The organism is Maribellus sp. CM-23 (assembly GCF_021354595.1).
Lineage (GTDB): Bacteria > Bacteroidota > Bacteroidia > Bacteroidales > Prolixibacteraceae > Draconibacterium.
This window is the reverse complement of sequence record NZ_JADWYJ010000001.1, coordinates 1403509-1427781: the sequence shown is the minus strand read 5'-3', so window position 1 is coordinate 1427781 and position 24273 is coordinate 1403509. Positions and strand designations below refer to the sequence as shown.

The window sequence follows — 24273 nt, the reverse complement described above, 5'->3', positions numbered from 1 at the left end:
AAAAAGGCGACTCGTGTTGCTTCAGAGGCGACTGCAGTCGGCTTTTTACTGACCGGAGTCGCTTCGGAGGTGACTGCAGTCGGCAAATTACCGACTCGTGTCGCCTTTTTACCCCGCGCAGTAGGTTCGGAGGCGACTCGGGCAGGCTCTGAAGTGGTAAGGGCAGATTTTTGCTTCCCGTCCTTCCCTGTGTTCATAAAATTAACCGGAATCTTAATTTGAAATCTCTACATTTGCATTCGTGATCGATCATGCTACCATAGAACGAATACTGGATGCAGCCGAGATTTCGGATGTGGTATCCGAGTTTGTAACACTTCGGAAACGGGGTGTTAACATGCTGGGATTGTGTCCGTTTCATAACGAAAAAACACCTTCGTTTACGGTTTCTCCGGCCAAGGGCATTTTTAAGTGTTTTGGCTGCGGAAAGGGCGGTAACTCCGTGAACTTCATCATGGAACACGAGAGTCTGAGTTACCCGGAAGCACTCAAATGGCTGGCCAAAAAGTACAGCATTGAGGTTGCAGAGGAGGAGGAAACCGAAGAGCAAAAACAGTTAAAAGACGAACGTGAAAGTTTGATGATCGTCTCGGGTTTTGCACAGAAGTTTTTTAGCCGTTTTTTGTGGGAAGAAAACGAAGGACGTACCATTGGGTTGAGTTATTTCAGGGAGCGCAGTTTTCGCGACGAAACAATGAAAAAGTTTGAGGTGGGTTATGCTCCCGACGGGAAGACACCGTTTACCGATGCGGCACTCAAACAAGGGTACAAGATCGATTTCCTGGAGAAGACAGGACTTACCATCAAACGCGAAGACTGGTTGCGCGACCGTTTTGCGGGAAGGGTGATCTTTCCGATTCACAACCTCGCAGGCCGGGTAATTGCTTTTGGAGGCCGTATTCTGAAAGATGATAAGAAAACGGCCAAGTACCTCAATTCGCCCGAGTCGGAAATCTACCACAAAAGCAAGGTGGTGTACGGCATTTATCAGGCGAAGCGTGAAATGACACGAACCGACAAAGCTTACCTGGTAGAAGGATACACCGATGTTTTGTCGATGCACCAGGCGGGTATTGAAAACGTGGTGGCTTCCTCTGGTACCGCACTTACTGCCGAACAAATCCGGCTCGTAAGGAGGTTTACGCCCAACATCACCATTATTTATGATGGCGATGCAGCCGGTATCAAAGCTTCGCTGCGTGGGATCGACCTGGTGCTGGAGGAGGGGATGAACGTAAAAGTGTTGCTTTTGCCCGATGGAGAAGATCCCGATTCGTTTGCCAAGAAAATGGGAGCCAGTGCTTTTCTGGAGTACATCAAGGAGCACGAAACCGATTTCATCCGCTTCAAAACGCAGCTTTTGATGAAGGACACCGAAAATGACCCGATCGCTCGTGCAAGGCTGATCAGCGATGTGATCCGTTCGGTGGCTGTTATTCCCGATTCCATTACGCGGTCGGTGTACATCAAGGATTGCAGCAACCTGCTGGGAGTGGACGAGGAGGTGTTGTACAACGAGGTACGCAAACAGAAGCAGAAGCAAAACGACGATTTTCAAAAACGGGAGACAAGGGAGCAACAGTCGCGTCCGGCTCCCAAGGTTGCCATTACGGCGACACCGGTACCTTCCGGTTTTGAAACGGAGGAACTGGAATTTTTGCGCTTTCTGTTAAAACACGCCAATGCCCTCATTTATTTCAAGGAAAAAGACAGCGACGAAAAAGTAGCGGTTTCCGTGAAAGATTTTATGGTGGCTGAAATCGAAGAAGATGAACTGGTTTCAGAAAACCCTTTGTTTCAGAAGATCTTTTACGAAATGGCCGACAATATTGAAAATGAAGCCTTCGATTCGTGGAAATACTTTATTTATCACCCCAACGGGGAGGTAAGCAAGCTGGCCACCGATTTGCTTTCAGACAAATACATTGAAAGTAAGCGCTGGACAAAGGCTGGTGCTTTCACCGAAAAAGAGGAGGATATTCTGGATTTGCTGATTCCGCGCATTGTAAATGAATACAAACTGAGCAAGGTAAAAGCCATGTTGTCGGGAATTGAAAAGGCAATTGATGAGGCAAACGCCGCCGGGGATTTTGAACGGGTAATTGAAGAGCAATCCTTGTATATGAACCTGAAGCGGGTTGAAAAGTCTCTCTCGAGCCAGTTGGGAAACCGAATAATAAACTGACCGGATAATGCGAACATATAATATTGAGAAAAAAGACGAGATTGAAGAGGTGATTCGTGCCTGCAAGACCTGCTACCTGGCCACGTCGGTGGACGATAAGCCGTATGTGTTACCCATGAATTTTGCCTTGGACGGGGAGGTGGTCATTTTGCATTCGGCGCAGGAAGGCCGCATGTGGGAAAGCATTCAGAAAAATCCGAACGTTTGCATTAATTGGACGCTGGGAGAAGAGCTGGCGTGGCAGGATGTTCAGGTGGGGTGTAGTTACCGGGTGAAATCGAAATCGGTGGTACTGGAAGGAACGGTGGAGTTTATTGACGATTTTGACGAGAAGTACCGGTGCCTCGAACTGCTGATGAAGCAATACAGCGACCGCGAATTTAAATTTGGAACACCGGCTGTAAAAAACGTTGGGATTTTCAAGGTGCACATCAGTGCTCTCGGAGCAAAGGAATTTGGAGCAAAAGCCATTACTCCGTGGAATAGCTAAAGTATTTTTCTATGATATTTGTAACAGGAGGAACCGGACTGGTAGGAGCACACCTGCTTTTGGAGCTTACCAGGCAGGGGAAAAAGGTGCGCGCACTAAAGAGGGAAACAAGCAACCTGCAACAGGTAATAAAAACATTCTCCTGTTATGTTGAAAATCCACAGCAGTTGTTTGACCGGATTGAATGGGTAAACGCGGATATTCTGGATTATTATTCGCTGGAGCCGCTTCTGGCAGGTGTTACTGAGGTTTACCATTGTGCTGCCATCGTTTCCTTTCGGAAAAAGGAGCGGCAGGAAATGATCCACTCCAATGTGGAAGGAACCGCCAATTTGGTAAATGCAGCTTTGGCAAACGGTGTAAAAAAGATTTGCCATGTGAGTTCGATTGCGGCTCTCGGAAAGGCGGAAAACGGTGAGCCGGTTACCGAGGAGACCAATTGGGTCCCTTCGAAGAAAATGTCGGCTTACTCGGATAGTAAATTTCATTCTGAAACCGAAATCTGGCGCGGAATAGAAGAAGGTATGGATGCGGTGATCGTTAACCCGTCGATTATTTTTGGCCCCGGAAACTGGGAAAGTGGCAGTGCAAAGTTTTTTAAAACCATTTGGGACGGAATGAAATTCTATACGAAAGGCACTACCGGTTTTGTGGATGTAAGAGACGTGGTGCGGGCAATGGTTTCATCGATGGCTCCCGAAAATTTTGAGAAATGTAAAAACCAGCGTTATTTGTTAAATGCAGAGAATCTGAGTTACCAAAACGTCTTTTTCCAGATTGCGGATGCACTCGATAAACCAAGGCCTTCGGTTTTTGCATCCGATTTTATGACCGGCATTGCCTGGCGTGCTGCTACCGTTGGGAGTCTTTTTACAGGAAAACCGGCTGCCATTACACGCGAAGTGGCTACCGGAAGAAACGAGCTTCATAACTACGACGGATCAAAAATAACCCGGACCTTGGATTTTGATTATACGCCGCTTTCCGACACGATCCGGTTTACTGCTTCCTGTCTTTTAAACGACTATAAATAAAAAGAGCAGGATAAACCTGCTCTTCATACATTCATTAATTTTTTATTTTCCCGATAAAAAATGCCCTCTCAGGCGGCTGAATCAGTGTTTATGCAACGCTGCTCAGATCTTTATGGTTCTCTCAATAAGTAGTCGCTTTGTAATTTCTTTTATGCAAACTCTTTCGCATATATACAAAAAGGGGGCAACTCTTGTCCAAAAAGCTGCCCATAATAAAAAACAAAAAGATAAAAAATAAGGGTTTGTGCTGGTAAAATAAAGACTCTGCGGCGAGATTTCCAAATTTTTAATCAGGGAAATTATGTAAATGAGTTGATTTTAACTTATTTATAAGCAGACTGGAAAAAGAAACGGGTGTTTTTCTGAGCGAAAATTGTTTAAAAGTCTGAGAGTATTGTTAAAAAATACCTTTGTATGCCTATCTTCGTTTGTCTATAAATTTGACAAAAAATGAAGACAGACCTCTCGAATATCCAAAACATAATCTTTGACTTGGGAAAAGTATTGCTGAACCTTGATTTTGATGCTTCGATCCGGGCATTCCACGAACTGGGTTTAAGCCGGAATGTGCTTAACCGGCAGCAGGCTTATGCCGATCCGGCGTTTTATCAATTGGAAACAGGGGAGATATCTCCCGCGGGATTTAGGGAAAAGGTCCGGGAGATTCTGAACACCCCGGATGCATCGGATCAGCAGATTGACATGGCCTGGTGTGCCATGATTGGCGATGTTCCCCGGAAGCGAGTTGAGGCGCTAAAGGAACTTCGGAAGAAATACAGGGTTTTTCTTTTCAGTAACACCAATGCCATTCATATTTCGCATATGCATGCCGATTTCGAAAAGAAATTCGGATTTGCGTTTCCCTCGTTGTTTGAAAAGGATTTTTACTCGCACGAGATTGGAAAGCGTAAGCCGGATCCGGCTTCTTTTGGAAAAGTGATAGAGTTGGCGCAAGTCAATCCGGCAGAGACATTGTTTGTTGATGACCTGGAAAAGAACATAGCTGCTGCAAAAGAGACCGGGTTAAAAGTCCTCTGGCTGGAAGACGGGATGGAAATGGCCGATTTATTTTAGTATTCGTACCTGTTTGATCCGGATGTCTTTTACCGGTCGCCAGCGCTGATCGGTCTCCACTTTGGCAATCTTGTCCACTACATCCATTCCGGAGGTGACTTTCCCGAAAACGGTGTACGAACCGTCGAGATGCGGTGCGCCTCCCACGGTTTTATACACCTGGCGCTGCTCTGCCGAGAATTGGTAATTGTTTTGCTTTTCGAGCTCGTCCAATTCATTGTCGAAATATTTTCTTCCGGAAACGATGTAAAACTGCGATCCGTCGGAACGGCGGCGTTGGTTTTGTGTATCCGGCTTTCGCGGTGACCCGATCATGCCCCGTTTGTGGTACAATCCGGGAACGATGTGCGCCGGAATCGTATAGCCCGGGCCTTTCCAGCCCACACTTTCGCCGGGTTGAGCATAGCGTGTGTCAGCGGCGCCACTTTGTATCCCGAAGTTGGAAATGACCCGGTGAATGAGTAAACTGTCGAAATAGTGTTCTTTGGCAAGACGGATAAAATTGTCGCGGTATTCAGGTGTTTCGTTAAACAGTTGAATGGTAATGTTCCCGGCATCGGTTTCAAGCACAAGCCCCTTTATTTTGGCATTTTCTGCGGCTGTTTCGGCATTGGTACTTACGCTTAGTGCCGCCAGCGACTCGGGTTGTGTTTTTTGCTTTTTCAGCATGTCGGAAATAAACATGGCAGGAATGGCGAAGCTCTGCTGTTCAAAATCAACCGTTGCAGAATAGGCCACACCAATGGCTTTTTTGCTTTCGATAAAAATAGGGGTGCCAAACTGTGATTTTCGGATCACATTGGAGAGGCGGTAAAGTTTGCTTCCTTTTACGTTGGCCAGATTCAGCACTTTTCCGGAGAAAAGCTGAATGGTTTTGCCCGTTTTGGGTGCCACATACATCGATTTTGTAAAGTTGGGAAGGCTTCCTTCAAAAAGCTGGACCGGAGTGCGTTTGATGCCTTCCACCTGCAGGATGATCAGATCATTGATGCGGTCGAAAGCCACAAATTTATCTGCCGTGTATGTTTTGTCTTCGTCGAAAGGTTTCACTTTTACGTTGCTTGCCTGGCTTACCAGCGAATACTTGGTTGCCAGCAGATTTTCGCCCACAAAAAAGCCCTGCCCGGTTTCCAGTATCCGTGTTCCGTCAAACGATTCAATGGAGGCTATCGAAGCGTGGATTGTCTCCCATTCACTGTTATCCTGCTGAGCTTCCGTTTGCGGGGTTGCTTTCTCTTGTTCAACTTCCTGCGTTTTCTTTTCTTTTCCCCCGCAGGCAGCCAGGAAAATGGCTAACACAAATATGGCAACTGTTCTATTCATCCAGAATATTTACTTTAATAACAACATCGGTGTACGGCCGGTTATTGCTGTCAGTTTTCAATGCGGCAATCTTATCGATCACATCAAATCCTGCGATGCACTCACCAAAAATCGTGTATTTCCCATCCAGTTCGGGGTAGCCGCCAACGGTAGTGTAAGCCTTACGTTGAGCATCTGAAAAAGTCAAAACATCCGGGTCGAGGGCATATTCCGTTTCAATCTGGGCCTTAAGCTGATCGGCCAGTGCCCGAAACTCGCTTACTTTCTTTTCCTCTTTTAGCTGTTTGAGTTCTTCCCGCACCTCGGGTGTCATGTATTTTTGGATGATTTTGTTTCGGATGGGACGGTTTACAGCCAGTTCCATGGTGTCGAGTGCTCCTTCGGTGATCACACTTCCTTTTACAATAAAAAATTGAGAGATGTCGGATTGTTTAAAGGGGTTTACTTCGTCGGGTTGGCGCGGGGCACAAAGCGACCCTTTTTTGTGAAAGTATTTTGACAGAATTTCGTCGTCGACAGTTTTGTCGGGATCACCGTATCCGATTCTTTTCCCGGGAGGAGCATTTCTCGAGCTTTTGGAACCTCCCTGGATCAGAAAATTCTGGATAACGCGGTAAAAGAGAGTTCCGTCGTAATAACCTTCTTGGGCCAACTCAATAAAAGCATTCTTGTGTTTGGGCGTGTCGTCGTACAACCTGAATTTCATGGAACCCACATTGGTGGAAATCTCCACTACGGTTGACTGCGCCTGCGAAAACGAACTTAAAAGACAAACGAATAAAAGAATTAAACTAAATCTGATCATACCTTATTTTACTACCTCTACCTCCATTTTTATATCTGATTTGGGCCGGTTATTCGGGTCGGTTTCTACAGCGGCAATTTTATCCAGCACGTCCAGCCCTTCCACAACTTCGCCAAATACCGTGTATTCCGCGTCGAGCGAAGGATAGCCGCCAATGGTGGTATAGGCTTCGCGTTGCTCGGGTGTAAACGATTGCTTATTGTGGGTAGTCCATAAACTATCGGCCTTTGCGCGAATTTCGGCAACACAGACATTAAAACCTGCCTGGTCGTTGTTTTTCCGGAATTCATCAAGCTGTTCGCTGGATGCCTTGAACTGGTCCTGGAAAAATTGGTTTTTAGTCCGGCTGTTCATCATCATTTCCATTGTGTCCAGTTTTCCGGGAGTAAAAACCTCTCCCTGAACAATGTAAAACTGCGATCCGCTGGAGCGTTTCTCCGGGTTGGAAGGACCTCCGGTACGGGCTGCAGCCAAAGCACCTTTTTTGTGAAAGTATGTGGGTACAAATTCGGCCGGAATGGTATAACCCGGGTTGCCGGCACCAAGACGGGCACCCGGAGCAGCATTTTTCGAATCCGGGTCACCGCCCTGGATCATAAAGTTTTGCATTACCCGGTGAAAGAGAAGGCCATTGTAATATCCCTCTTCGGCTAGTTTCAAAAAGTTTTTTTTGTGTTCCGGCGTTTCGTCGAAAAGCTTAACCGTGATATTGCCAAAATCAGTTTTAATCAATACACGCGTTTCTTTCGATGCCTTATTGGCATGGCTGCACGAGATGCCCAGACCGGCAAGCAAAATGAACACTAAAACGGCAAACTTCTTCATCTGAATGATAATTTGTTTAACTTGACCCACTTCTTAAAATTCCTGTAAAGATATAAAGATGACCAGAATACTCTTGCATTTGTCGATCTTGTTCCTGTTTTTTTCCGATAGGGGGTTTGCGCAGGGAAACGAGGGGACGAAGGCTGACGTTTCGTTTGTTACGGCTATTGCAAAGGTTCAGCCGTTTATTCCTGAACTGCCCGAGTCCCTTATGGAAATGTCCGGGTTGTTGGTGTACCGCGACCTGTTTTGGGGATTTAACGACAGTGGCGGCAAAAACGTTTTGTACGCCTGTGATAAAGGCGGCGGTCTGGTAATGGAAGTTGAAATAGAAAATTCCGGAAACGAAGACTGGGAATCGATTACGCAGGATGAAGAACACATTTATATCGGAGATTTTGGAAACAACCGGGGCGACAGGCAAAACCTGCGTGTTTATAAAATCAGAAAAGAAGACATTCACAACGAAAGACATCAGAAAGTTAAAGCAGAGCAAATTGCCTTTGAATACGAAAGCCAGCAATCGTTTGCTTCGCCGGTAAACGGAACCCCTTTTGATTGCGAAGCCATGGCTTTTTACGACGGAAAGTTGCAGCTTTTCAGTAAAAACTGGAAAGACCGTATTACGGAACATTACCAGCTGCCGGTTAAGAGTGGGAAATACAAACTGCAGTCCGATGAGTCGTTTAATACGCGTGGCCTGGTAACGGGTGCCGATTTTAGCCCCGACGGAAAAACACTGGCGTTGTTGCAGTACGAGAACTGGAAAACTTATTTGTGGCTGTTTACTGATTTTGAAGGCACCGCTTTTCTACAGGGAAACAGCCAATGCATTTACCTGGAGAACCTCGACAGAGCCCAGGCCGAAGGAGTTAGCTTTTTGAACAAGGATACGGTGCTGATTTCCTGCGAGGAAACAAAGTCGTTCAAACAGCAGATTTTTTTACTTGATTTACGCGAATTAGCCCATGGAACACATTCGAATTAACGACAAAATCAGGCTTGAAAAGGTAAAAACGTCCATGGCTCCGGTTATTTTTCAAACCATCGAGCGCGACCGTGAATACCTGAAAGAATGGCTGCCTTTTGTGAATTTCACAAAAAAGGTGAGGGACACTGAGTTATTTATCGAAAGTATCAGTTCGCCGGAAAATGTGAAGGACGAGATTTTTAGTATCTGGTACAACGAGGCGTTTGCCGGTCTGGTGGGTTTTAAAGATACCGATTGGATTAACAAAAAAACTGAAATCGGTTACTGGTTGGCGCAGCCCATGCAAGGGAAGGGAATTATTGGGGCCTGTGTGCAAAAACTGCTCTCGTATGCATTTCAGAAACTAAAACTAAACAGGGTCCAAATTAAGGTGGCAGAGGGCAACCTGAAAAGCGAGGCCATTCCACGCAAACTCAACTTTACATTGGAGGGGACCGAGCGTGCCGGGGAACTGCATGGTAAGAGTTATTTGAACTTGAAGATATACAGTCGTTTGGCTTCTGATCCCTTGTGATGGAGAAAATTTTTCCTCGTGTGTTTCTCGTTCCGAAGTAAAAATGAATTTATTTCGTAAAAAGTATAGAGAACTGATGGATTATTTATAATTTTGACCCGAAAATTCATTTGTTCGAATTTTAAAAAAGCAATATGAAGACAGATGTTCCGGCAGAGAAATCGATAAGAAGAAACCTCTACAGGGTTTTGCGGAAAACAGGTGTTACAAAAGAAAACATCTGCCTGACCGCTACATTTATCGACGATCTGAAGTTTGACAAAGTTGACTGGACCATTTTTACTTATTATCTGGAACGTGTATTTAATATCTCGGTGAAGGATGAGGAAATAAGCAAATTTGGAAGCGTAAACGACACTCTCCATTATTTACGGGGAGAGTTAATTTATCTGAGTAACTAGTTTAAATTTATGTGAATAGAAGGGATCTCAAGAAATTGGATCCCTTTTTTTATGAACTTTCTCTAAAAGAATTTGTAGTTTGAGTTAGTAAAAAACAGTAAAATACATTTTATGGAAAATATGGAGAACCTGGAAAACATTTCGAAACAGATTTATGATCTGATAGTGGTGTACGGCCCGAAATTGATTGGTGCCATCATAACCCTGATTGTGGGTATGTGGGTGATCTCGATCATTCGCAGTGCTTTGAGAAAGCGGTTTGAAAAAAGAAACGTCGATCCGTCGTTGCGCGGATTCCTCAACAGCATGATCGGAATTGGTTTAAAGATTATGTTGTGGGTAAGCGTAATTGGAATGATGGGAGTGCAGATGACTTCTTTTATAGCCATTTTAGGTGCAGCCGGTTTGGCGGTTGGCATGGCGCTTTCGGGCACGCTGCAAAACTTCGCCGGTGGTGTGATGATTCTGGCTTTTAAACCATTTAAAGTGGGCGACTACATTGATGCGCAGGGACATGCAGGAAGTGTGAGCGAGATTCAGATCTTCAACACCATTCTTAAAACACCGGATAATAAGACGATCATTATACCAAATGGCGGTCTTTCAACCGGATCAATGGTCAACTATTCGGCCGAAGCGAAAAGACGTGTTGATTTTGTTTTTGGGATAGCCTATGGCGACAATGTTGATAAAGCCAAAGAAGTATTGCTGAAATTGATAAAAGACGACAGCCGTATTATCAATGATCCGGCGGAGCCGTTTATTGCCGTAAGCGAATTGGCTGACAGTTCGGTAAACCTGGTGGTGCGTGTTTGGGCCGACGCTGCTAATTACTGGGGAATTTTCTTTGACATTAACGAAAAAGTTTACAAAGCCTTTGCTGAAGAAGGAATCAACATTCCTTTCCCGCAAATGGATGTACATATTCAGAAATAATCTTTATCCAGGTTAGGAGTGAAAGGCTGTCGGTTAGTATCCGGCGGCCTTTTTCTTTTGCCGCTTGAGGCCGAATGACTTAGCGCTTGTAAATAAAACAAGAACATTATCAGGGAAATAACTTTTCGCAGTAGTTGTCGGTGAAAAATCGATTACATTTGTGGGCTCAAAAATCAAAGACTTTAATCAAATCTGTTTTTGAATTGTTGTTCAAGTACAAAATTTGAAGGATTGTCATGAAAATTATACTCGGAATTCTACTGGCACTGGGGGTTTTGGTTGCCCTTGTTACCTGGCTCAGCAATAAGTTTTCAGGAAAAAACAAAGAAGAGGCTCCGGAGGAAGAAAGCGTAAACATCCCGACCGATTGTTGCGGGGCCCACGAGGTTTGCGAAGTGGAAGAGATGCTGCAAAATCCGGAAAAGATTGTGTATTTCGAAGATGAGGAGCTGGACCGTTTTCAGGGCATTGCCGCCAATGCATACAACGATGCACAGATCGATGAATTCCGCGATGTTTTGTATACCCTTAAAAACGATGAAATTAAAATGTGGCTGATAAGCATCGAACGCCGCCAGTTGGAGTTGCCCGGCATTTTACGCCAGGAAGCCCTGATGCTGGTTGCCGAGGCTTCCTGAAAAGAGTTCAGGTCACTTTAATAGTTTCTCCTGCCACCTCAATAATATCTCCTTTTACCAGTTTCGCGCGTTTCCGGTATTCGGGTTCTCCGTTACGGATTACCTCGCCTTCTTCAACGATTATTTTGGCGTGGCCACCGGTTTGAGCAATCCTGAGCAACTTCAATAGCTTCACCAGCTCAATGTAGTCTTCTGTGAGTTTAAATTCACGCATAATCAGAGTCCTAGTTTGTTTTTGATAGTCGCCGGAATGGCATCTTTGTGAAGCAGAATGGCAACGGTTTTTAAACGTACGTAATCTTCTGTCATGTGTAAATATCCGCCGTATTCATTGCTGTCGGGGCCCCACGAGTTTTTGGTGTAATAACATTTTCTGTTGTTGGAGTCTTTTGAAATACCCACCAGGTGCATTAAATGATCATCGGTGGTTGAGCGGTCGTAAAAGGTTTCCTGGCGAAGTTGCTGGTCCACTTTTCCGATTTGTTTTTCCGGAAGATCGGCTTTTCCCTTTTTGTGCTGAAAGTTTTTTTCACTGGTATCGCCGTCCCAGCAGACGCTGTAACCGTTGTTCAGGGCATGATCCATCACTTCCATCAGTTCGTCGATGGGTAAATTGTAGTACAGGTCGTGCGACCAGTTGTCGGGCACTTCCAGGGCAAACGACTGGTAAAACGGGTGATGGGTGTACGATGTCAGTTCAACGTAATCTTCCGGATTCAGTTTAAAATGATCACGTAGATCCGCTGCTGTGAGTTTTCCATCATCGGTTTTAATTTTCTCCGGCAGTTTTCCCAGTCCTTTTTTGAGAATGGGCTCCAGTGTTTTTAGGTTCGAAGCGTCAAACTCGTCGCTTTTCTTTTTGTTGAGTGCCTTTACTTCCGATTCGAGCTGAGCTGCCAGGTCGCGGTGTTTGTAGCGGCCATCCTGCATTTCGCCGGGGAAAGCATCAAATGTTAACATGCCGTATTCCCGCAGTACATTCATCACGTCGTGTGCTTGTCCGCCCTGGCTGAAATTGTTATTTCCGTGAAAAAACAGGTAATTTTTTGCTTTGTTTTCGTAGGTGTGGTACACAAAAAACATCTCCGAAAGATCGGTTTCGGGGAATCCTTTCCGCATAATTTCCGACTCCAGCAAGCTGGTGGTGGCAAAACTCCAGCATGTTCCGGTACTGCCCTGGTTTATTACGGGGGTGTGTTTTATTTCTTTTACAATCGTGAAACTTTCTTGCTCGTCCTGGGCTTTTAAAACGACGGGACTGATGAATAATAATGCAATAAGAAGGGATAGTATTTTCGACATGCTTATGAGTTTTTATATTCTTCCTGTAATTTTTTGGGTAAGCTCTTTAGTATGATTTCGTAGGATTCATCGATCAGTTCGCACAATAATTTTGTTGGTACGGTTCCGTTCAGTTCGATGGTGTTCCAAAGTTGTTTGTTTAGATGATAGCCCGGAATGATGGCCGGATAATGTGCGCGGAGTTCGATGTTTTTTTCGGCATCGTTCCGAAGACTGATCCGAATGTCGTCAAGGCTGAGCAGGCAAAAGATTTTGTTCATGACTTTGAAAACCAGCGTGGTTTCGTTGAACGGAAAACTTTCGGTTACCGCCTTTTTGGCAATGCAATATTCCCTGACTTCTTCGATGTTCATACCAAATATTTTGAAAGCCTAAATTTAGCAGAATAAGTATAACTTAAAAATGATGGAAGAAGGGCGAAGCGGCAGATTGTTAATTTGTTTACATGGTAGGATAAAAAGCATCTTTGAAATGTTCCAGCTCAAATTTTTGGTCAACAAAAATTACGGTGATAACATCAAAACGGGTATCCAACTCAATGTCATTTTGAATGATGTAGGCATCAGCGGCTTCAACAATCCGTTTTATTTTCGTATTTGTAACGGCTTCCGAAGGGTGTTCGTAGCGCAAGCCCGAGCGGGCTTTTACTTCCACAATTACGAGCTCATCGGCATCGCGGGCAATAATGTCGAGTTCGAGGTGCCCGTGGTACCAGTTGCGATCCAGTACTTGACAGCCCAGTTTTTCGAGGTGCTGTACTGCCAGGCCTTCAGCAATTTCTCCTAATTCGCGGGTGCTAACCATGTGTTGATTTTAGAGTTTAAAGTTCAGTGTTCAAAGTTGTAAAAAGGGATATGCGATTTGTAATCGCATTATATTTAATGATTTAGTGTTGTAGTTTCATGTCCTACATTCAGCTCCCATTCTTTCCCAAACATCAGTGCCAGGTTGCGTTTGTCGTGACCTGCCGGAAATCCAAAGCAAACAGGATAGGAAAAATCTTCCACCGCCTCGCAGATAATTTCCTGTACTGTTTTTCCAAAAGGCGATTCATTGTCTTTCATGTCGGTAAAATCGCCCAAAATAAGTCCGGCCAGTTTATCCAGTTTTCCGCTTAATTTTAACTGGTGAATCATCCGGTCGGTATGGTACAGAAATTCATCAATGTCTTCCAGAAAAAGTATTTTACCGTCGGTGTCCAGATCGTAACTGGTTCCCTGCAAGCTGCTGATGATCGACAGGTTGCCACCCACCAATTCGGCTTTTATTTTGCCTTTCCGGTTGGCTTCCGGTGACGGGATCGAATAGTGAGCGCCGTTTCCGGTGATCAGCTGCATCAGGCTTTGCAGGTTTTCGCCGGGCTGCCCCGATTCATCCATAAAATACCGCGGCATTACCCCGTGAATGGTGGGAACTCCGTAATTGTTAAGGCAGGAGTGAAGAATCGTAATATCACTAAAGCCAACCAGCCATTTAGGCGATTCCAGAAAACCGGTAAAATCAAGTCTATCAATAATTCGAACCGTTCCGTAACCTCCGCGCGAGCAAAGAATCACATCGCAATCAGGGGCGTTCAGGGCTTCCTGTAAGTCGTGGTAGCGCTGTGCGTCGGTACCGGCAAACTGATAGTAGCTGGAAAAAACATGCCGGCCCAGTTCCACCCGGTAGCCCTGGTCCTGCAACCATTCTGCCGCCGGCAAAACATACTGGTCACTGATCTTTCCGGCAGGAGAAACAATGCGGATCTTTGATCCCGGTTGGATGGGTGATGGCTGAATCATAGAAAGAAGTTTACTTCAAATGTACCTCAATTTGTGCAGAAAATACCTGTTCCGGATCGTTCCTTTCGGAGAGCGATTTCCAGATGGTTGCCACATTGCGGACAGGAACTGCGTCATACAAAAGCTGGCCGTTATAAAACACCTTTACTTTTTGATCGAGGTTTATCTTCGTGTCGTTTAAACGGATCAATAAAGTGTCCACCAATTCTGCTTTTTCAATGGTAATGGTTTGGTCGTTTACTGTTGTTATTACTTCGGCATCTTTTTGCGCACTTCCGGCCGGAACGGCCAGCCAGTAAAAACGATCGTGCGTTACACTGCTTTGTCTCCAGACCACTTTTTGCGGGAACGGATTGCGGGTAAACTGTGCCATCCAGTTGATGGCAACCGTATCTTTTCGATCCATCCAGTGGCCTTTACCTTCGTGAATCTGCACATCGTGAATATAGCCTTCCGGATCCTGTTTCTGCAGAGAGTCGAGTTTGATCTTCCAATCTGCGGCGATCTTGTTCCGGTTGTAGGCACCGTCTTCAGCTCCCATGTGAAGGGCAAAAGGAAGATTGCGCAGGCCAAGCGGTGAAGCATCGTTTGGATGTCCGGCCATCATGGCGGCAGCCGCCAGCTGATCGGCCATTCGGGGCGCCAGTTGGTAAGTTCCGTCTCCTCCGGCAGAATATCCGGTCAGGTAAACCCGGTTGGTATTGATGTCTTCAAAAGCATCGGCCAATTCGATGAGCTGCGAAAAAAGTACGTCGATGTGAGACTCGTGCCAAAGGTTCCAGGTGTTGGTGGGCGCCCGTGGTGCCAAATAAATTCCTTCTTTTGGGCGATACAGGTTGATCTGGTTTTCCCATTGCTGGTCGTTCATTTCAGGAGCGGTATTTCCCCCGCCATGCATCGAAATATACAAACTCCAGCCCTGTGGCGGTTTTTCACCAAACTTCCGGTATTTAAATCGTAGTTCTTTGTCGTTGTAAACCAGTTTCATGCTGTCCCATTCGGCCCGGTAAACTGTTTTTAGCTTGTTCTCAATAAACGAGTGAATTTCCTGTTCTGCTTGTTTGGCAGCTTGCGCAGAAATTTCGCTTTGCAGTTCCAAAATCTTATCCGGAGAAGCATGAAGGTATTCATTCAATGTTTTCAGGGTGTGGTCGTCTTTCTTTGCCTGATTCTCACACGAGGAAAAAAAGGCAATAATCAGTGAGAAAAGAATCAGTTTTTTCAACATTTCAAATGCTTTTTAGGATTGTTGAATCGTATTCGATACAGTTTTTATTAACGAATCAGTAAGTCATAAAGTTCTTCCACATCTTCGGCATAAAAATCGGGTTGTGCCGCTTTTAGCTCGTGCTCTTTGCCAAAACCGTAGGCAACTGCAATGGTTGACAAACCGTTTTGTTTTCCGCCTTCAATATCGAACAAAGTGTCACCCACCATAACAATCTCTTCAGACGGAGCCAGTTGCTGCATCTGTAAAAGATCTGTAATAATCTGTGTCTTGCTGGCTTTCTCTCCCTTGTAGTCGGCACCTTTTACCTGAAGTATGTATTTATCCATTTCAAAATGCTCCATAATCCGAACCGCGTATTTTTCGAATTTTGAAGTGGCAATGTACATGCGTTTTCCCTGGTTGTCGAGTTCGGCCATCATTTCCTGTATCCCGTTGTAAGGCATGTTCTGGTGCCAGCCATTTTCGCTGTAATATTCCCTGAAATATTCCACGGCCAGCCGGGTATTGCGTTCGTTTAGCCCAAACAGCTGACTGAAACCCCATTGCAGGGGTGGCCCTATAAAATCATTCAGTCTGTCTTCCGGGTAATCGTCGATTTGCAAGCGATTGAAGGCATATTTCAACGAATTAATAATCCCCTGGGTATTGTCGGTTAGGGTACCGTCGAGATCGAAAATGATGTGAGTGAATTGTATCATTGTTAAAAAAACGCGAAGGTAAGCGATCGCTGAAGAAATACCAATTGCGGAACAGTTTTTGAATTTATGTTAAGACCGTTTGACAAAAAAACGACTAGCCATGAAAAACAATTACTTACGCATTGCAGGGTTGTTGATGCTGTTGGCATTGATAGCAACTGAACGGTCAGAAGCCGGAATATTTGCAAAAAAGATCGATTCCATTCAAATTATTTTTGATAAAAATCAACTGGTACTTCCCGGAGAAACGTTTTCGGTTGGAGTGGTTGCCTATGGAAAAAAAGGCGATAAAATAAAAGCCTGGGATAGCGGCGGAGGTTTGCTTTTTGGCTGGAAATACGAAGTGGAAGTAGTAGGGGGCGAGAGCCGTTCGTTTGGAAAAGTTAAAGTGAATGCTGAGCTGGCTCCTTCCAAAGGTAAATACGTTCGATTAAAAGTATGGCCGCATAAAAAACCTCAACTGGCAAAAGAGCTCTTGGTGCCCTTGAATTATGAGGTAGCGGTTGATTTCTCACCGGTATCAGCGTTTGATAGGGCGCCCGGATGTTCTTTTTCAGGCGAAATAATCTCAACTTACAATAACGGAGTCGTTAGGAAAACAAAGGTTACGCGTTCTAATTTTGAGCGTTTCTCGTCGTACCTGGATTTCGATGGAATCTCCTTTTCTAGAGGGAAATTTAAAATTGAACCGGATTTTGAAAAGGTGATTGATCACCGGGTAGGCTTACTGGTTTGGGCAGAACAAAACCCCGAATTATACCAGGAATTTTCACTGGCATTGGATTACCGGCACGCGTATCGTCTTGGTCTCCGTGGCATGTCAGGATCAAGCGGTTTTAGTGGTTTTAGCGGAACCAGCGGAAGCTCGGGATACAACGGAGAACACGGCGGGCACGGACAGGATGGTGAACCCGGTCAGGATGGGCCGGACATTGGAGTTTGGACGGATATGTATTTTGATTCCACTTTGTTGTGCAATATGTTGTATGTATATGCGCAGAATTTTAACAGCGGAGAAGAGTACAAATACTTAATCAACCCCGATGGAGGAAGCTTTTATGTTGAATCGGCGGGCGGTAACGGCGGTGGCGGAGGAAATGGCGGTAACGGCGGCAGCGGAGGAAATGGAGCCGATGGCCGTGTGTGGTATGAAACAGTAACGAAGAAAAGAATGGTTCGTAAGCCGTTTAAGGAAACCGTGGCAAAAACCGTGGAGAAAAAGATTATCAACAGCGAAGGAAAAGAGGAAACGGTAAGAGAACAGGTTTCAGAGGAAGTAACGGTTTACCGCGATGTGGAAGAAGAATACCAGGTGCAGGAACGGCGTCAGGGGCCCGGAGAGGACGGCGGTGACGGTGGTTTCGGAGGAAGCGGCGGCTTTGGGGCGCCGGGAGGTTTTGGCGGAAATATTCACCTCTATTTTACCGATGACGCTCGTATTTACCGCGATCATATTAAAGCGGAAACAGTCGGTGGTTACGGAGGATCGGGAGGTTTAGCGGGTTCCGGAGGGCAGGGAGGCCGCGGTGGTAACGGTAATCCCAACGGATTTTCCGGAAGAAGGGGACTCGACGGTGCGCGGGGCTACAACGGACCGGACGGAGACAGTGGCTATATTTTTGAGGAAGCAACCGAAGAATTTTTCTTTTACGGGGATGAATTAACCCGGCAAAGTGAAACAAATCTGCACGATCGATTCTGAAAAAATGTCTTTGTTGACGTTCTGAAAAACAACTATCTTTGCCCCCCTGAAAAAGAAATCAAAGAATCTTCAAAATAATTCAGAATGAGTAAGTTCAAACGTACGCTGATAACCACTGCGCTACCTTATGCCAATGGCCCGATTCACATCGGTCACCTGGCCGGAGTTTATGTTCCGGCTGATATTTATGCCCGTTACCTTCGCCTAAAAAAGGAAGACGTGATTATGATTGGCGGTTCCGACGAACACGGAGTGCCGATTACGATCAAGGCTAAAAATGAAGGTGTTACGCCGCAGGATATTGTAGATAGGTACCACGAAATTATCAAGGAATCTTTTCAGAAACTGGGTATTTCGTTTGATGTGTATTCGCGTACGAGTTCGGAGATTCATCACGAAACGGCTTCTGAATTTTTCAGAAAGCTTTACGAAACGGGTAAGTTAATTGAAAAAACATCGGAACAATATTTCGACGAGGAGAACAAACAGTTTTTGGCTGACCGCTACATTATTGGCACCTGTCCGAAATGTGGTTTTGAAAAAGCTTATGGCGACCAGTGCGAAAGCTGCGGAACATCGCTTAGCCCGACTGAATTGATCAATCCAACATCGACCCTTAGCGGAAACCAGCCGGTTTTAAAGGAAACCAAACACTGGTATTTGCCGCTCGACCAATACGAGCCGTGGTTGCGCGAGTGGATACTGGAAGGCCACAAAGAGTGGAAACCGAATGTTTATGGCCAGGTGAAATCGTGGATTGACGGAGGTTTGCAGCCGCGTGCGGTTACCCGCGACCTCGAATGGGGTGTGCCGGTGCCGGTGGAAGGTATCGAAGGCAAAGTGTTGTACGTATGGTTTGATGCACCGATCGGTTATATTTCTGCTACTAAAGAACTGACACCCGAGTGGGAAACTTACTGGAAGGACCCGGAAACACGGATGTTGCATTTTATCGGGAAAGACAACATTGTTTTTCACTGTATCATTTTCCCGGCTATGCTGAAAGCAGAAGGAACCTACAACTTGCCTGAAAATGTGCCGGCGAATGAATTCCTGAACCTGGAGAACGATAAAATCTCCACTTCACGAAACTGGGCAGTTTGGTTGCATGAATACCTGGAAGAATTCCCGGGAAAAGAAGATGTGCTGAAATATGTGTTGACAGCCAATGCGCCGGAAACCAAAGACAACGATTTTACCTGGAAAGATTTTCAGGCACGTAACAATAACGAACTCGTAGCGGTGCTGGGTAACTTTGTAAACCGCGCACTGGTGCTTACGCAAAAATATTACGAGGGTGTAATTCCGGCAGCCGGGGAACTTTCGGATTTTGACAAAGAAACACTGGCTTCCATCTCCACCATAAAAGCCGATGTGGAGAAGAGCCTGGATAATTTCCGGATTCGCGAAGCGCTGAAAAATGCCATGGACCTGGCGCGTTTGGGCAATAAATACCTGGCCGACGAGGAACCTTGGAAGGTGATTAAAACTGATCCTGAGCGGGTAAAAACCATCCTGAATGTTTGTTTGCAGGTTACTGCCAATTTGACGATTTGCCTGGAGCCTTTCCTTCCGTTTAGCATGGATAAACTGCGCGGCTTCCTGAACCTGGAGAAAATGGATTGGGAAAAACTGGGCGATACCGCCTTGTTGCCGGTTGGTCATAAGGTGAACAAACCCGAGCTTCTTTTTGAAAAAATTGAAGACAGTGTGATCGAAACCCAGCTTCAGAAACTGGAAGATACCAAGAAAGCCAACGAAATGGCAACGGCTAAAGCTGCTCCGGCCAAAGAAAACATCGAGTTTGATGATTTTGCCAAAATGGATGTTCGCGCTGGAACCGTTATCGAGTGCGAAAAGGTGGCCAAAACGAAGAAGCTGCTGAAACTTACAATCGATACAGGTATTGACAAACGTACAGTGGTTTCCGGCATTGCGGAATATTACCAGCCCGAAGAACTGATTGGCAAACAGGTTTCTATTTTGGTGAACCTGGCGCCTAAAAGCCTGAAAGGAATTGAATCACAGGGAATGATTCTTTGTGCGGAGAATGCTGACGGGACTCTGTCGATTGTTTCGCCTGATAAAAAGGTGAAAAACGGCTCTGAGATTCGCTAAAAATACAAGTGCCAACTCTTGTTGGTGCTTTTCCGTAAGGGTTCTTGCCGAGTTAAATCGGGTAGGAAACTTACACTATTATATTAAACCGTTTCTGTACGCAGAGACGGTTTTTGCTTAAACGATTATCACAACTACGATCAGCAGAATCAGCAACATAAAGAGGATAAACTGGTTGCGCACAAACAGCCCCAGCAGAATGAGGATTTCCACCTCGTCGTTAATGGGGGTGGCTAGTTCGATGGTGCCTTTGTCTTTGGTAACAAATTCGTGAGAAGTGTAACTGATAATGTCGTTGCCGTTAAATTTCCACGACCACCGCGATTGCCAGAAGTTTTTTATTTCCAGTTCAAAACGTTTCCCGTTGATCAGCACATCGCTGCGGGTATTAAAGAAGTTGATCATGATGGTTCCGAGCAGCGACTGGCTGTTGGAGTCGTAAATCTCAAGTTTCGAGAGAAAAAATTCGCGGTTAAGCGTAAAAAGTTTGCCGTTAATCATGGCCTGTGCCTGCGAACTGAGCATGTTGTCCCAGTTAATGCTTCCGATTTTACTCGCCCCCTGCCTGATTTCAAGCTTCGACCCAAAAATATCCTTTGTCCAACTTAGCTTTTCCATCTTTTCGTTTCAGTTACAGGGATGCAATTTATGAAAAATAGGATGAAATTTTAGGGTAAAAAAACCGCATTATGTCCTTTTTACATTAATTAACAAAAGGGATGATATCGGAATGCTTGCTTTCCGGTGCGACACAATTCTGCACGGTCAGCCCAGGTATTTTTTGAATTCGTGGTGGTCTTTTACCGTTTTGAAGTTACGTGGCAGCGCCGGGTTGTTTTGCCGAACCTGGTGCCCGGTAATAAATACTTTTTGTTTCGGAAAACACTCTCTGAGTCGGACCAGGTAATCTTCCAGTTCATCTGGAGGAATGGAGTTGACAAAAGCAGTAAAAACGTAATCAACTTCTTTGGCGGTACTTATTTTTTCAAGGTCTTCAAACGGAACCGACTGACCCAAATAGAAAACGTTGTAGCCACTTTTTCGTGCCAGGTATGAGTAGAAAAGCAAACTCATTTCGTGTAACTCGTTTTCGGGCAGGTAAAACAAAATGGTTCGCTTTCCGGCTTCCGAACTACCAAGTTTGTCAATTTCAGCAATTAACTTTTGGCGAAACAGATGGGTGACGTAGTGCTCCTGGGCCGGAAAAATAGAACCAACCTGCCAGTAAGTTCCAACACGCTCAAACAGCTTAAAAAGAATATTGAAATGTGCATCTTCAAACGAGAATTCCGAAAGTACTTCATTTAACAGTTTCTCGAAGCCGACCGTGTCTAATTCTACCATCAGAAACATAAACCGGTCGATGTAGTCGGAGTAAGAAGTTTTTGAGGATGCCAGCTTAATAACAGTGTCTTTTATTTCGTTGTCATTCCATTGGGAGACTTTCGAAATTTTGTAGCCGTTTTTTGTCAGGAGCGAAATATTCAGCAGTCGCTTCAGATCTTCATCGTCGTAAAGGCGAATGTTGGTATCTGTGCGGTTCGGGCTTAAAAGCTCATACCTTTTCTCCCAGATCCGAATGGTGTGCATCTTAATTCCGGAGAGCACTTCGAGGTCTTTTATGGAATAACCCGCTGTTTTCATTTTTCCTGATCTTCTGATATTTTGTAAAGGTAATTGTTGCACTTTGTTTAATCAAGTTGAATTAAGATTAAACGAAAATGAGCTTGTCATAATAAGGAAGTTTCTCCTGTTTTGTTCAGTGAAAGGTGAAAAATAAAAGGATTCCGGGTGGAATCCTTTTGCAAATGTCATGGCTGTCATAATTTACTCTGGAATCAGCACTTTGTCGATCACATGTATCACCCCGTTTTTCCCTGAAATATCAGGGGTAACAACTTTACTGTCGTTGATCATTACTCCGTTCGTCAGATCGATCTTAATTTTCTTTCCGTTCAAAGTAGCAACAGAAGTATTGGAAAGATCGCCCGACATTACTTTCCCTGCTACAACATGGTAAGTAAGAATAGGTGTGAGCTGCTCAGCTGTTAAATCTTTAATTCCGTCGACGCCCAATTGCTTAAACAAGGTGGTAAAAGCTTCGTTGGTTGGAGCAAAAACGGTAAATGGTCCTTCGGCGCTAAGTGCACCTGCAAGATCTGCTTTTTTTACTGCATCCACCAAAATGGAGAAATCAGGATTTCCGGCAGCTATTTCAACGACGGTTGAGGAAGATGCTTCGCCGTCGGTTTTAGCTTTAGCACTCAGGCTAAGGGAAACAGTTAATACTGTGACCAATACAATTGATAGAAGTTGTTTTGTTGTTTTCATCGTGTTAATTTTTAATATGATTTATAAATAGCTTTTTTCTGACATTCTGTTTTTTACTCGGGGATCAATACTTTATCGATTACATGAACCACTCCGTTGCTTGCCTGTATGTCGGCGGCAATTACATTCGAATCGTTAATTTTAACTCCAGCAGTGAGATCAATAGTAAGATTGTTCTCTGTATTGAGCGTCGTTACTGTGCCATTGCTCAGGTCGGTTGAAAGTACATTGCCCGAAACAACGTGGTAGGTTAAGATTGGTGTAAGCTGTTCTGCTGTTAAATCATCTATACCAGATATTCCAAGTGTGTTGAACAGTTCAGCAAATGCATCATTGGTTGGAGCAAACACAGTAAATGGTCCTGTCCCGCTAAGAGCGTCCACTAATCCTGCCTTAACAACTGCATCAACCAGTGTGCTGAAATTGCTGTTGTCGATCGCGATGTTTACAACCGAAGGCGGAAGTATTACCTTGTTAACTACGTGAATAACCCCATTGTCTGCTTCAATATCAGGGGTGGTAACCATCGTATTTTTGTTGATGTAAACACCGTCGTCAACCTTGATGTACATCGAAATATTGTTTCCGCTATAAGTTGAAAGTGTGGGGTAATAGCCACTACTTAAATCTGTTGACATGGCTTTACTGCCAATGACATGGTACAGTAAAATGTTGGTCAGTGTTTCTACAGGAACATCATCCAATGAACTGGCTCCCAAGTCTGAAAGAAGCGCCACAAAGGCATCGTTGGTTGGAGCAAAAACGGTCAAATCTGCCCCCTTATCCGACACCGCTCCTACCAGGTCAGCTTTCATGAGCGCCTCAACCAGAATTGAAAACTCCGAATTGGCCACGGCTATATCAGCTATGGTATTCGACTTTTGAGTTGGAGGAACCAAAACAGCGTCAATAACGTGAATTACGCCATTTGTCCCCTGAATATCTGTTGCTGTAACTTTAATGTTTCCATTTAGGATAACACCGCCGTCAGTGGTTACGTCGAATGATTCACCGGACAATGCTTCAACCATTCCTGCTGATAGTTCTGTTGACAATACATTATCTCCAACAACATGGTAGGTTAAAATTGAGGTAAGATCGTTCATTGCTACTTCATCAAGACCGGTAATTCCCAAGACAGCAAAAAGCTCGGCGAAAGCATCGTTGGTGGGTGCGAAAACAGTGAACGGTCCGTCTCCGCTCAAAGCTTCAACTAAATCGGCTTTCACAACAGCACTTACCAATGATGAAAAATTACCGGAGTACGTGGCAAGGTCGACAACCGAAGGAGGAAGTAAAACCTTGTCGATTACATGAATGATTCCGTTTGATGCCATTACATCGGCAGCTGCAACTTTTGCGTTGTTAATCATCACATCGTTTCCAATGTTAACCATTAACGAGAGTGGCTTTTGATCGGGAGAATTGTTGTTTAAGCTTGGCAGAACGCCCGTTGAGAGCGTGTTGGCATAAGCCATGCCGCTGACAACATGGTAAGTTAAAATAGAAGCAAGGGTTGCATTGTCGATATCGTCAAGGCTACTTAAGCCCAGATCTCCGAGCAAAGTCGAAAAAGCAGCATCGGTTGGCGCAAAAACGGTAAGGTTTTTCTCCGTACTTAGGAAGTTGGCCAAACCTGCTTTTTGGGCAGCTTGTAACAATATTTGGAATGACCCAGCTTCTGCTGCAACATCCACAATCGTTTTTTCCATTTCGGCTTCTGGCATTGGTTCGTCATCGTCTTCGCAAGATGTTAGTGATACCACTCCAATAGCGAAGAAGAGCATCAGTAGCAAGTTGAAACCTGCTTTTGCATTCTTAAATAGATTTTTTGTTTTCATGATTCTGATTTAAAGTGATTAAAAAGTTTTCTGCTCTGCTCGTTTAAATTGTT

The 24273-nt window shown here is 44.9% G+C and carries 25 protein-coding genes; 11 read left to right on the top strand and 14 right to left on the bottom strand.

The window, feature by feature from the left end; genetic code table 11:
- Window positions 1-241 precede the first annotated feature (241 nt).
- From dnaG to INQ51_RS05650, 4 genes are all read left to right on the top strand, one after another.
- Window positions 242-2185 (top strand): DNA primase, encoded by a 1944-nt coding sequence (dnaG, locus tag INQ51_RS05665; RefSeq protein WP_233376908.1) that lies wholly within the window; start codon window positions 242-244, stop codon window positions 2183-2185.
- A gap of 7 nt (window positions 2186-2192) precedes the next feature.
- Complete coding sequence (locus tag INQ51_RS05660; protein WP_233376907.1) at window positions 2193-2675, top strand: pyridoxamine 5'-phosphate oxidase family protein; 483 nt, start codon at window positions 2193-2195, stop codon at window positions 2673-2675.
- An 11-nt stretch (window positions 2676-2686) separates the two neighbouring features.
- The gene (locus INQ51_RS05655; protein WP_233376906.1) at window positions 2687-3709 is read left to right on the top strand and encodes an NAD-dependent epimerase/dehydratase family protein; all 1023 of its coding nucleotides are present in this window, start codon (window positions 2687-2689) and stop codon (window positions 3707-3709) included.
- A 450-nt stretch (window positions 3710-4159) separates the two neighbouring features.
- Complete coding sequence (locus tag INQ51_RS05650) at window positions 4160-4783, top strand: HAD family hydrolase (RefSeq protein WP_233376905.1); 624 nt, start codon at window positions 4160-4162, stop codon at window positions 4781-4783.
- Here INQ51_RS05650 and INQ51_RS05645 read toward each other — a convergent pair.
- The 3 genes from INQ51_RS05645 to INQ51_RS05635 are packed head-to-tail and all read right to left on the bottom strand — an operon-like array spanning window position 4775 to window position 7736.
- Window positions 4775-6106 (bottom strand): peptidylprolyl isomerase, encoded by a 1332-nt coding sequence (locus INQ51_RS05645; RefSeq protein WP_233376904.1) that lies wholly within the window; start codon window positions 6104-6106, stop codon window positions 4775-4777. The genes INQ51_RS05650 and INQ51_RS05645 overlap by 9 nt on opposite strands.
- On the bottom strand, window positions 6099-6911 hold the full coding sequence (locus tag INQ51_RS05640; protein ID WP_233376903.1) for a peptidylprolyl isomerase: 813 nt from the start codon (window positions 6909-6911) through the stop codon (window positions 6099-6101). The genes INQ51_RS05645 and INQ51_RS05640 overlap by 8 nt, the downstream gene beginning before the upstream one ends.
- A 3-nt stretch (window positions 6912-6914) precedes the next feature.
- Entirely contained in the window at window positions 6915-7736 is an 822-nt protein-coding gene (locus INQ51_RS05635) for a peptidylprolyl isomerase (protein WP_233376902.1), read from the bottom strand.
- A 58-nt stretch (window positions 7737-7794) separates the two neighbouring features.
- Here INQ51_RS05635 and INQ51_RS05630 point away from each other — a divergent pair, with 58 nt between their 5' ends.
- The 5 genes from INQ51_RS05630 to INQ51_RS05610 all read left to right on the top strand — a co-directional run bounded on the left by INQ51_RS05630 (window position 7795) and on the right by INQ51_RS05610 (window position 11216).
- Window positions 7795-8724 (top strand): hypothetical protein, encoded by a 930-nt coding sequence (locus INQ51_RS05630; RefSeq protein ID WP_233376901.1) that lies wholly within the window; start codon window positions 7795-7797, stop codon window positions 8722-8724.
- Entirely contained in the window at window positions 8705-9241 is a 537-nt protein-coding gene (locus INQ51_RS05625) for a GNAT family N-acetyltransferase (RefSeq protein WP_233376900.1), read from the top strand. Before INQ51_RS05630 ends, INQ51_RS05625 begins: the two co-directional genes overlap by 20 nt.
- 134 nt (window positions 9242-9375) lie before the next feature.
- Entirely contained in the window at window positions 9376-9642 is a 267-nt protein-coding gene (locus INQ51_RS05620; RefSeq protein ID WP_233376899.1) for an acyl carrier protein, read from the top strand.
- Window positions 9643-9753: 111 nt separating this feature from the next.
- Entirely contained in the window at window positions 9754-10578 is an 825-nt protein-coding gene (locus INQ51_RS05615) for a mechanosensitive ion channel family protein (RefSeq protein ID WP_233376898.1), read from the top strand.
- 236 nt (window positions 10579-10814) lie between these two features.
- Complete coding sequence (locus INQ51_RS05610; protein WP_233376897.1) at window positions 10815-11216, top strand: hypothetical protein; 402 nt, start codon at window positions 10815-10817, stop codon at window positions 11214-11216.
- 7 nt (window positions 11217-11223) lie between these two features.
- Here the strand turns inward: INQ51_RS05610 and INQ51_RS05605 are convergent, their stop codons facing one another.
- The 7 genes from INQ51_RS05605 to INQ51_RS05575 all read right to left on the bottom strand — a co-directional run bounded on the left by INQ51_RS05605 (window position 11224) and on the right by INQ51_RS05575 (window position 16228).
- Window positions 11224-11430, bottom strand: a complete 207-nt coding sequence (locus INQ51_RS05605; protein WP_233376896.1) for an RNA-binding S4 domain-containing protein — start codon at window positions 11428-11430, stop codon at window positions 11224-11226.
- Window positions 11431-11432: 2 nt separating this feature from the next.
- The gene (locus INQ51_RS05600) at window positions 11433-12518 is read right to left on the bottom strand and encodes a C1 family peptidase (RefSeq protein ID WP_233376895.1); all 1086 of its coding nucleotides are present in this window, start codon (window positions 12516-12518) and stop codon (window positions 11433-11435) included.
- Window positions 12519-12520: 2 nt separating this feature from the next.
- Window positions 12521-12871 (bottom strand): MmcQ/YjbR family DNA-binding protein, encoded by a 351-nt coding sequence (locus INQ51_RS05595; RefSeq protein ID WP_233376894.1) that lies wholly within the window; start codon window positions 12869-12871, stop codon window positions 12521-12523.
- An 88-nt stretch (window positions 12872-12959) separates the two neighbouring features.
- Complete coding sequence (locus tag INQ51_RS05590; RefSeq protein WP_233376893.1) at window positions 12960-13322, bottom strand: YraN family protein; 363 nt, start codon at window positions 13320-13322, stop codon at window positions 12960-12962.
- 74 nt (window positions 13323-13396) lie between these two features.
- Entirely contained in the window at window positions 13397-14299 is a 903-nt protein-coding gene (locus tag INQ51_RS05585) for an LD-carboxypeptidase (protein ID WP_233376892.1), read from the bottom strand.
- Between the two features lie 10 nt (window positions 14300-14309).
- Window positions 14310-15527 carry a hypothetical protein gene (locus tag INQ51_RS05580; protein ID WP_233376891.1) on the bottom strand — a complete coding sequence of 406 codons (1218 nt, stop codon included), beginning with the start codon at window positions 15525-15527 and terminating at the stop codon, window positions 14310-14312.
- A gap of 47 nt (window positions 15528-15574) precedes the next feature.
- Window positions 15575-16228, bottom strand: a complete 654-nt coding sequence (locus INQ51_RS05575; protein WP_233376890.1) for an HAD-IA family hydrolase — start codon at window positions 16226-16228, stop codon at window positions 15575-15577.
- A gap of 100 nt (window positions 16229-16328) precedes the next feature.
- Between INQ51_RS05575 and INQ51_RS22490 the strand changes: the two genes are divergently transcribed.
- Together INQ51_RS22490 and metG are read left to right on the top strand one after the other, a co-directional pair.
- A complete protein-coding gene (locus tag INQ51_RS22490) occupies window positions 16329-17930 on the top strand; it encodes a hypothetical protein (protein ID WP_262909854.1) in 1602 nt (533 codons plus the stop codon).
- 84 nt (window positions 17931-18014) lie between these two features.
- Entirely contained in the window at window positions 18015-20048 is a 2034-nt protein-coding gene (gene metG, locus INQ51_RS05565) for a methionine--tRNA ligase (RefSeq protein WP_233376889.1), read from the top strand.
- A gap of 117 nt (window positions 20049-20165) precedes the next feature.
- Here the strand turns inward: metG and INQ51_RS05560 are convergent, their stop codons facing one another.
- The 4 genes from INQ51_RS05560 to INQ51_RS05545 all read right to left on the bottom strand — a co-directional run bounded on the left by INQ51_RS05560 (window position 20166) and on the right by INQ51_RS05545 (window position 24220).
- Entirely contained in the window at window positions 20166-20666 is a 501-nt protein-coding gene (locus INQ51_RS05560; RefSeq protein ID WP_233376888.1) for a hypothetical protein, read from the bottom strand.
- Window positions 20667-20813: 147 nt separating this feature from the next.
- Complete coding sequence (locus INQ51_RS05555) at window positions 20814-21692, bottom strand: MerR family transcriptional regulator (RefSeq protein WP_233376887.1); 879 nt, start codon at window positions 21690-21692, stop codon at window positions 20814-20816.
- 183 nt (window positions 21693-21875) lie between these two features.
- On the bottom strand, window positions 21876-22379 hold the full coding sequence (locus tag INQ51_RS05550) for a fasciclin domain-containing protein (protein WP_233376886.1): 504 nt from the start codon (window positions 22377-22379) through the stop codon (window positions 21876-21878).
- Between the two features lie 53 nt (window positions 22380-22432).
- On the bottom strand, window positions 22433-24220 hold the full coding sequence (locus INQ51_RS05545; RefSeq protein ID WP_233376885.1) for a fasciclin domain-containing protein: 1788 nt from the start codon (window positions 24218-24220) through the stop codon (window positions 22433-22435).
- Window positions 24221-24273: the final 53 nt, after the last annotated feature.

What these genes read in the sequence shown, in the direction of transcription:
- INQ51_RS05550 (WP_233376886.1), bottom strand. Translation starts at nt 22,379, where the DNA reads ATGAAAACAACAAAACAACTTCTATCAATTGTATTGGTCACAGTATTA.
- INQ51_RS05610 (WP_233376897.1), top strand. Translation starts at nt 10,815, where the DNA reads ATGAAAATTATACTCGGAATTCTACTGGCACTGGGGGTTTTGGTTGCC.
- INQ51_RS05635 (WP_233376902.1), bottom strand. Translation starts at nt 7,736, where the DNA reads ATGAAGAAGTTTGCCGTTTTAGTGTTCATTTTGCTTGCCGGTCTGGGC.
- INQ51_RS05655 (WP_233376906.1), top strand. Translation starts at nt 2,687, where the DNA reads ATGATATTTGTAACAGGAGGAACCGGACTGGTAGGAGCACACCTGCTT.
- INQ51_RS22490 (WP_262909854.1), top strand. Translation starts at nt 16,329, where the DNA reads ATGAAAAACAATTACTTACGCATTGCAGGGTTGTTGATGCTGTTGGCA.
- INQ51_RS05605 (WP_233376896.1), bottom strand. Translation starts at nt 11,430, where the DNA reads ATGCGTGAATTTAAACTCACAGAAGACTACATTGAGCTGGTGAAGCTA.
- INQ51_RS05650 (WP_233376905.1), top strand. Translation starts at nt 4,160, where the DNA reads ATGAAGACAGACCTCTCGAATATCCAAAACATAATCTTTGACTTGGGA.
- INQ51_RS05645 (WP_233376904.1), bottom strand. Translation starts at nt 6,106, where the DNA reads ATGAATAGAACAGTTGCCATATTTGTGTTAGCCATTTTCCTGGCTGCC.
- INQ51_RS05560 (WP_233376888.1), bottom strand. Translation starts at nt 20,666, where the DNA reads ATGGAAAAGCTAAGTTGGACAAAGGATATTTTTGGGTCGAAGCTTGAA.
- INQ51_RS05640 (WP_233376903.1), bottom strand. Translation starts at nt 6,911, where the DNA reads ATGATCAGATTTAGTTTAATTCTTTTATTCGTTTGTCTTTTAAGTTCG.
- INQ51_RS05575 (WP_233376890.1), bottom strand. Translation starts at nt 16,228, where the DNA reads ATGATACAATTCACTCACATCATTTTCGATCTCGACGGTACCCTAACC.
- INQ51_RS05630 (WP_233376901.1), top strand. Translation starts at nt 7,795, where the DNA reads ATGACCAGAATACTCTTGCATTTGTCGATCTTGTTCCTGTTTTTTTCC.
- metG (WP_233376889.1), top strand. Translation starts at nt 18,015, where the DNA reads ATGAGTAAGTTCAAACGTACGCTGATAACCACTGCGCTACCTTATGCC.
- INQ51_RS05660 (WP_233376907.1), top strand. Translation starts at nt 2,193, where the DNA reads ATGCGAACATATAATATTGAGAAAAAAGACGAGATTGAAGAGGTGATT.
- INQ51_RS05600 (WP_233376895.1), bottom strand. Translation starts at nt 12,518, where the DNA reads ATGTCGAAAATACTATCCCTTCTTATTGCATTATTATTCATCAGTCCC.
- INQ51_RS05615 (WP_233376898.1), top strand. Translation starts at nt 9,754, where the DNA reads ATGGAAAATATGGAGAACCTGGAAAACATTTCGAAACAGATTTATGAT.
- INQ51_RS05580 (WP_233376891.1), bottom strand. Translation starts at nt 15,527, where the DNA reads ATGTTGAAAAAACTGATTCTTTTCTCACTGATTATTGCCTTTTTTTCC.
- INQ51_RS05585 (WP_233376892.1), bottom strand. Translation starts at nt 14,299, where the DNA reads ATGATTCAGCCATCACCCATCCAACCGGGATCAAAGATCCGCATTGTT.
- INQ51_RS05620 (WP_233376899.1), top strand. Translation starts at nt 9,376, where the DNA reads ATGAAGACAGATGTTCCGGCAGAGAAATCGATAAGAAGAAACCTCTAC.
- INQ51_RS05625 (WP_233376900.1), top strand. Translation starts at nt 8,705, where the DNA reads ATGGAACACATTCGAATTAACGACAAAATCAGGCTTGAAAAGGTAAAA.
- INQ51_RS05545 (WP_233376885.1), bottom strand. Translation starts at nt 24,220, where the DNA reads ATGAAAACAAAAAATCTATTTAAGAATGCAAAAGCAGGTTTCAACTTG.
- INQ51_RS05590 (WP_233376893.1), bottom strand. Translation starts at nt 13,322, where the DNA reads ATGGTTAGCACCCGCGAATTAGGAGAAATTGCTGAAGGCCTGGCAGTA.
- INQ51_RS05595 (WP_233376894.1), bottom strand. Translation starts at nt 12,871, where the DNA reads ATGAACATCGAAGAAGTCAGGGAATATTGCATTGCCAAAAAGGCGGTA.
- INQ51_RS05555 (WP_233376887.1), bottom strand. Translation starts at nt 21,692, where the DNA reads ATGAAAACAGCGGGTTATTCCATAAAAGACCTCGAAGTGCTCTCCGGA.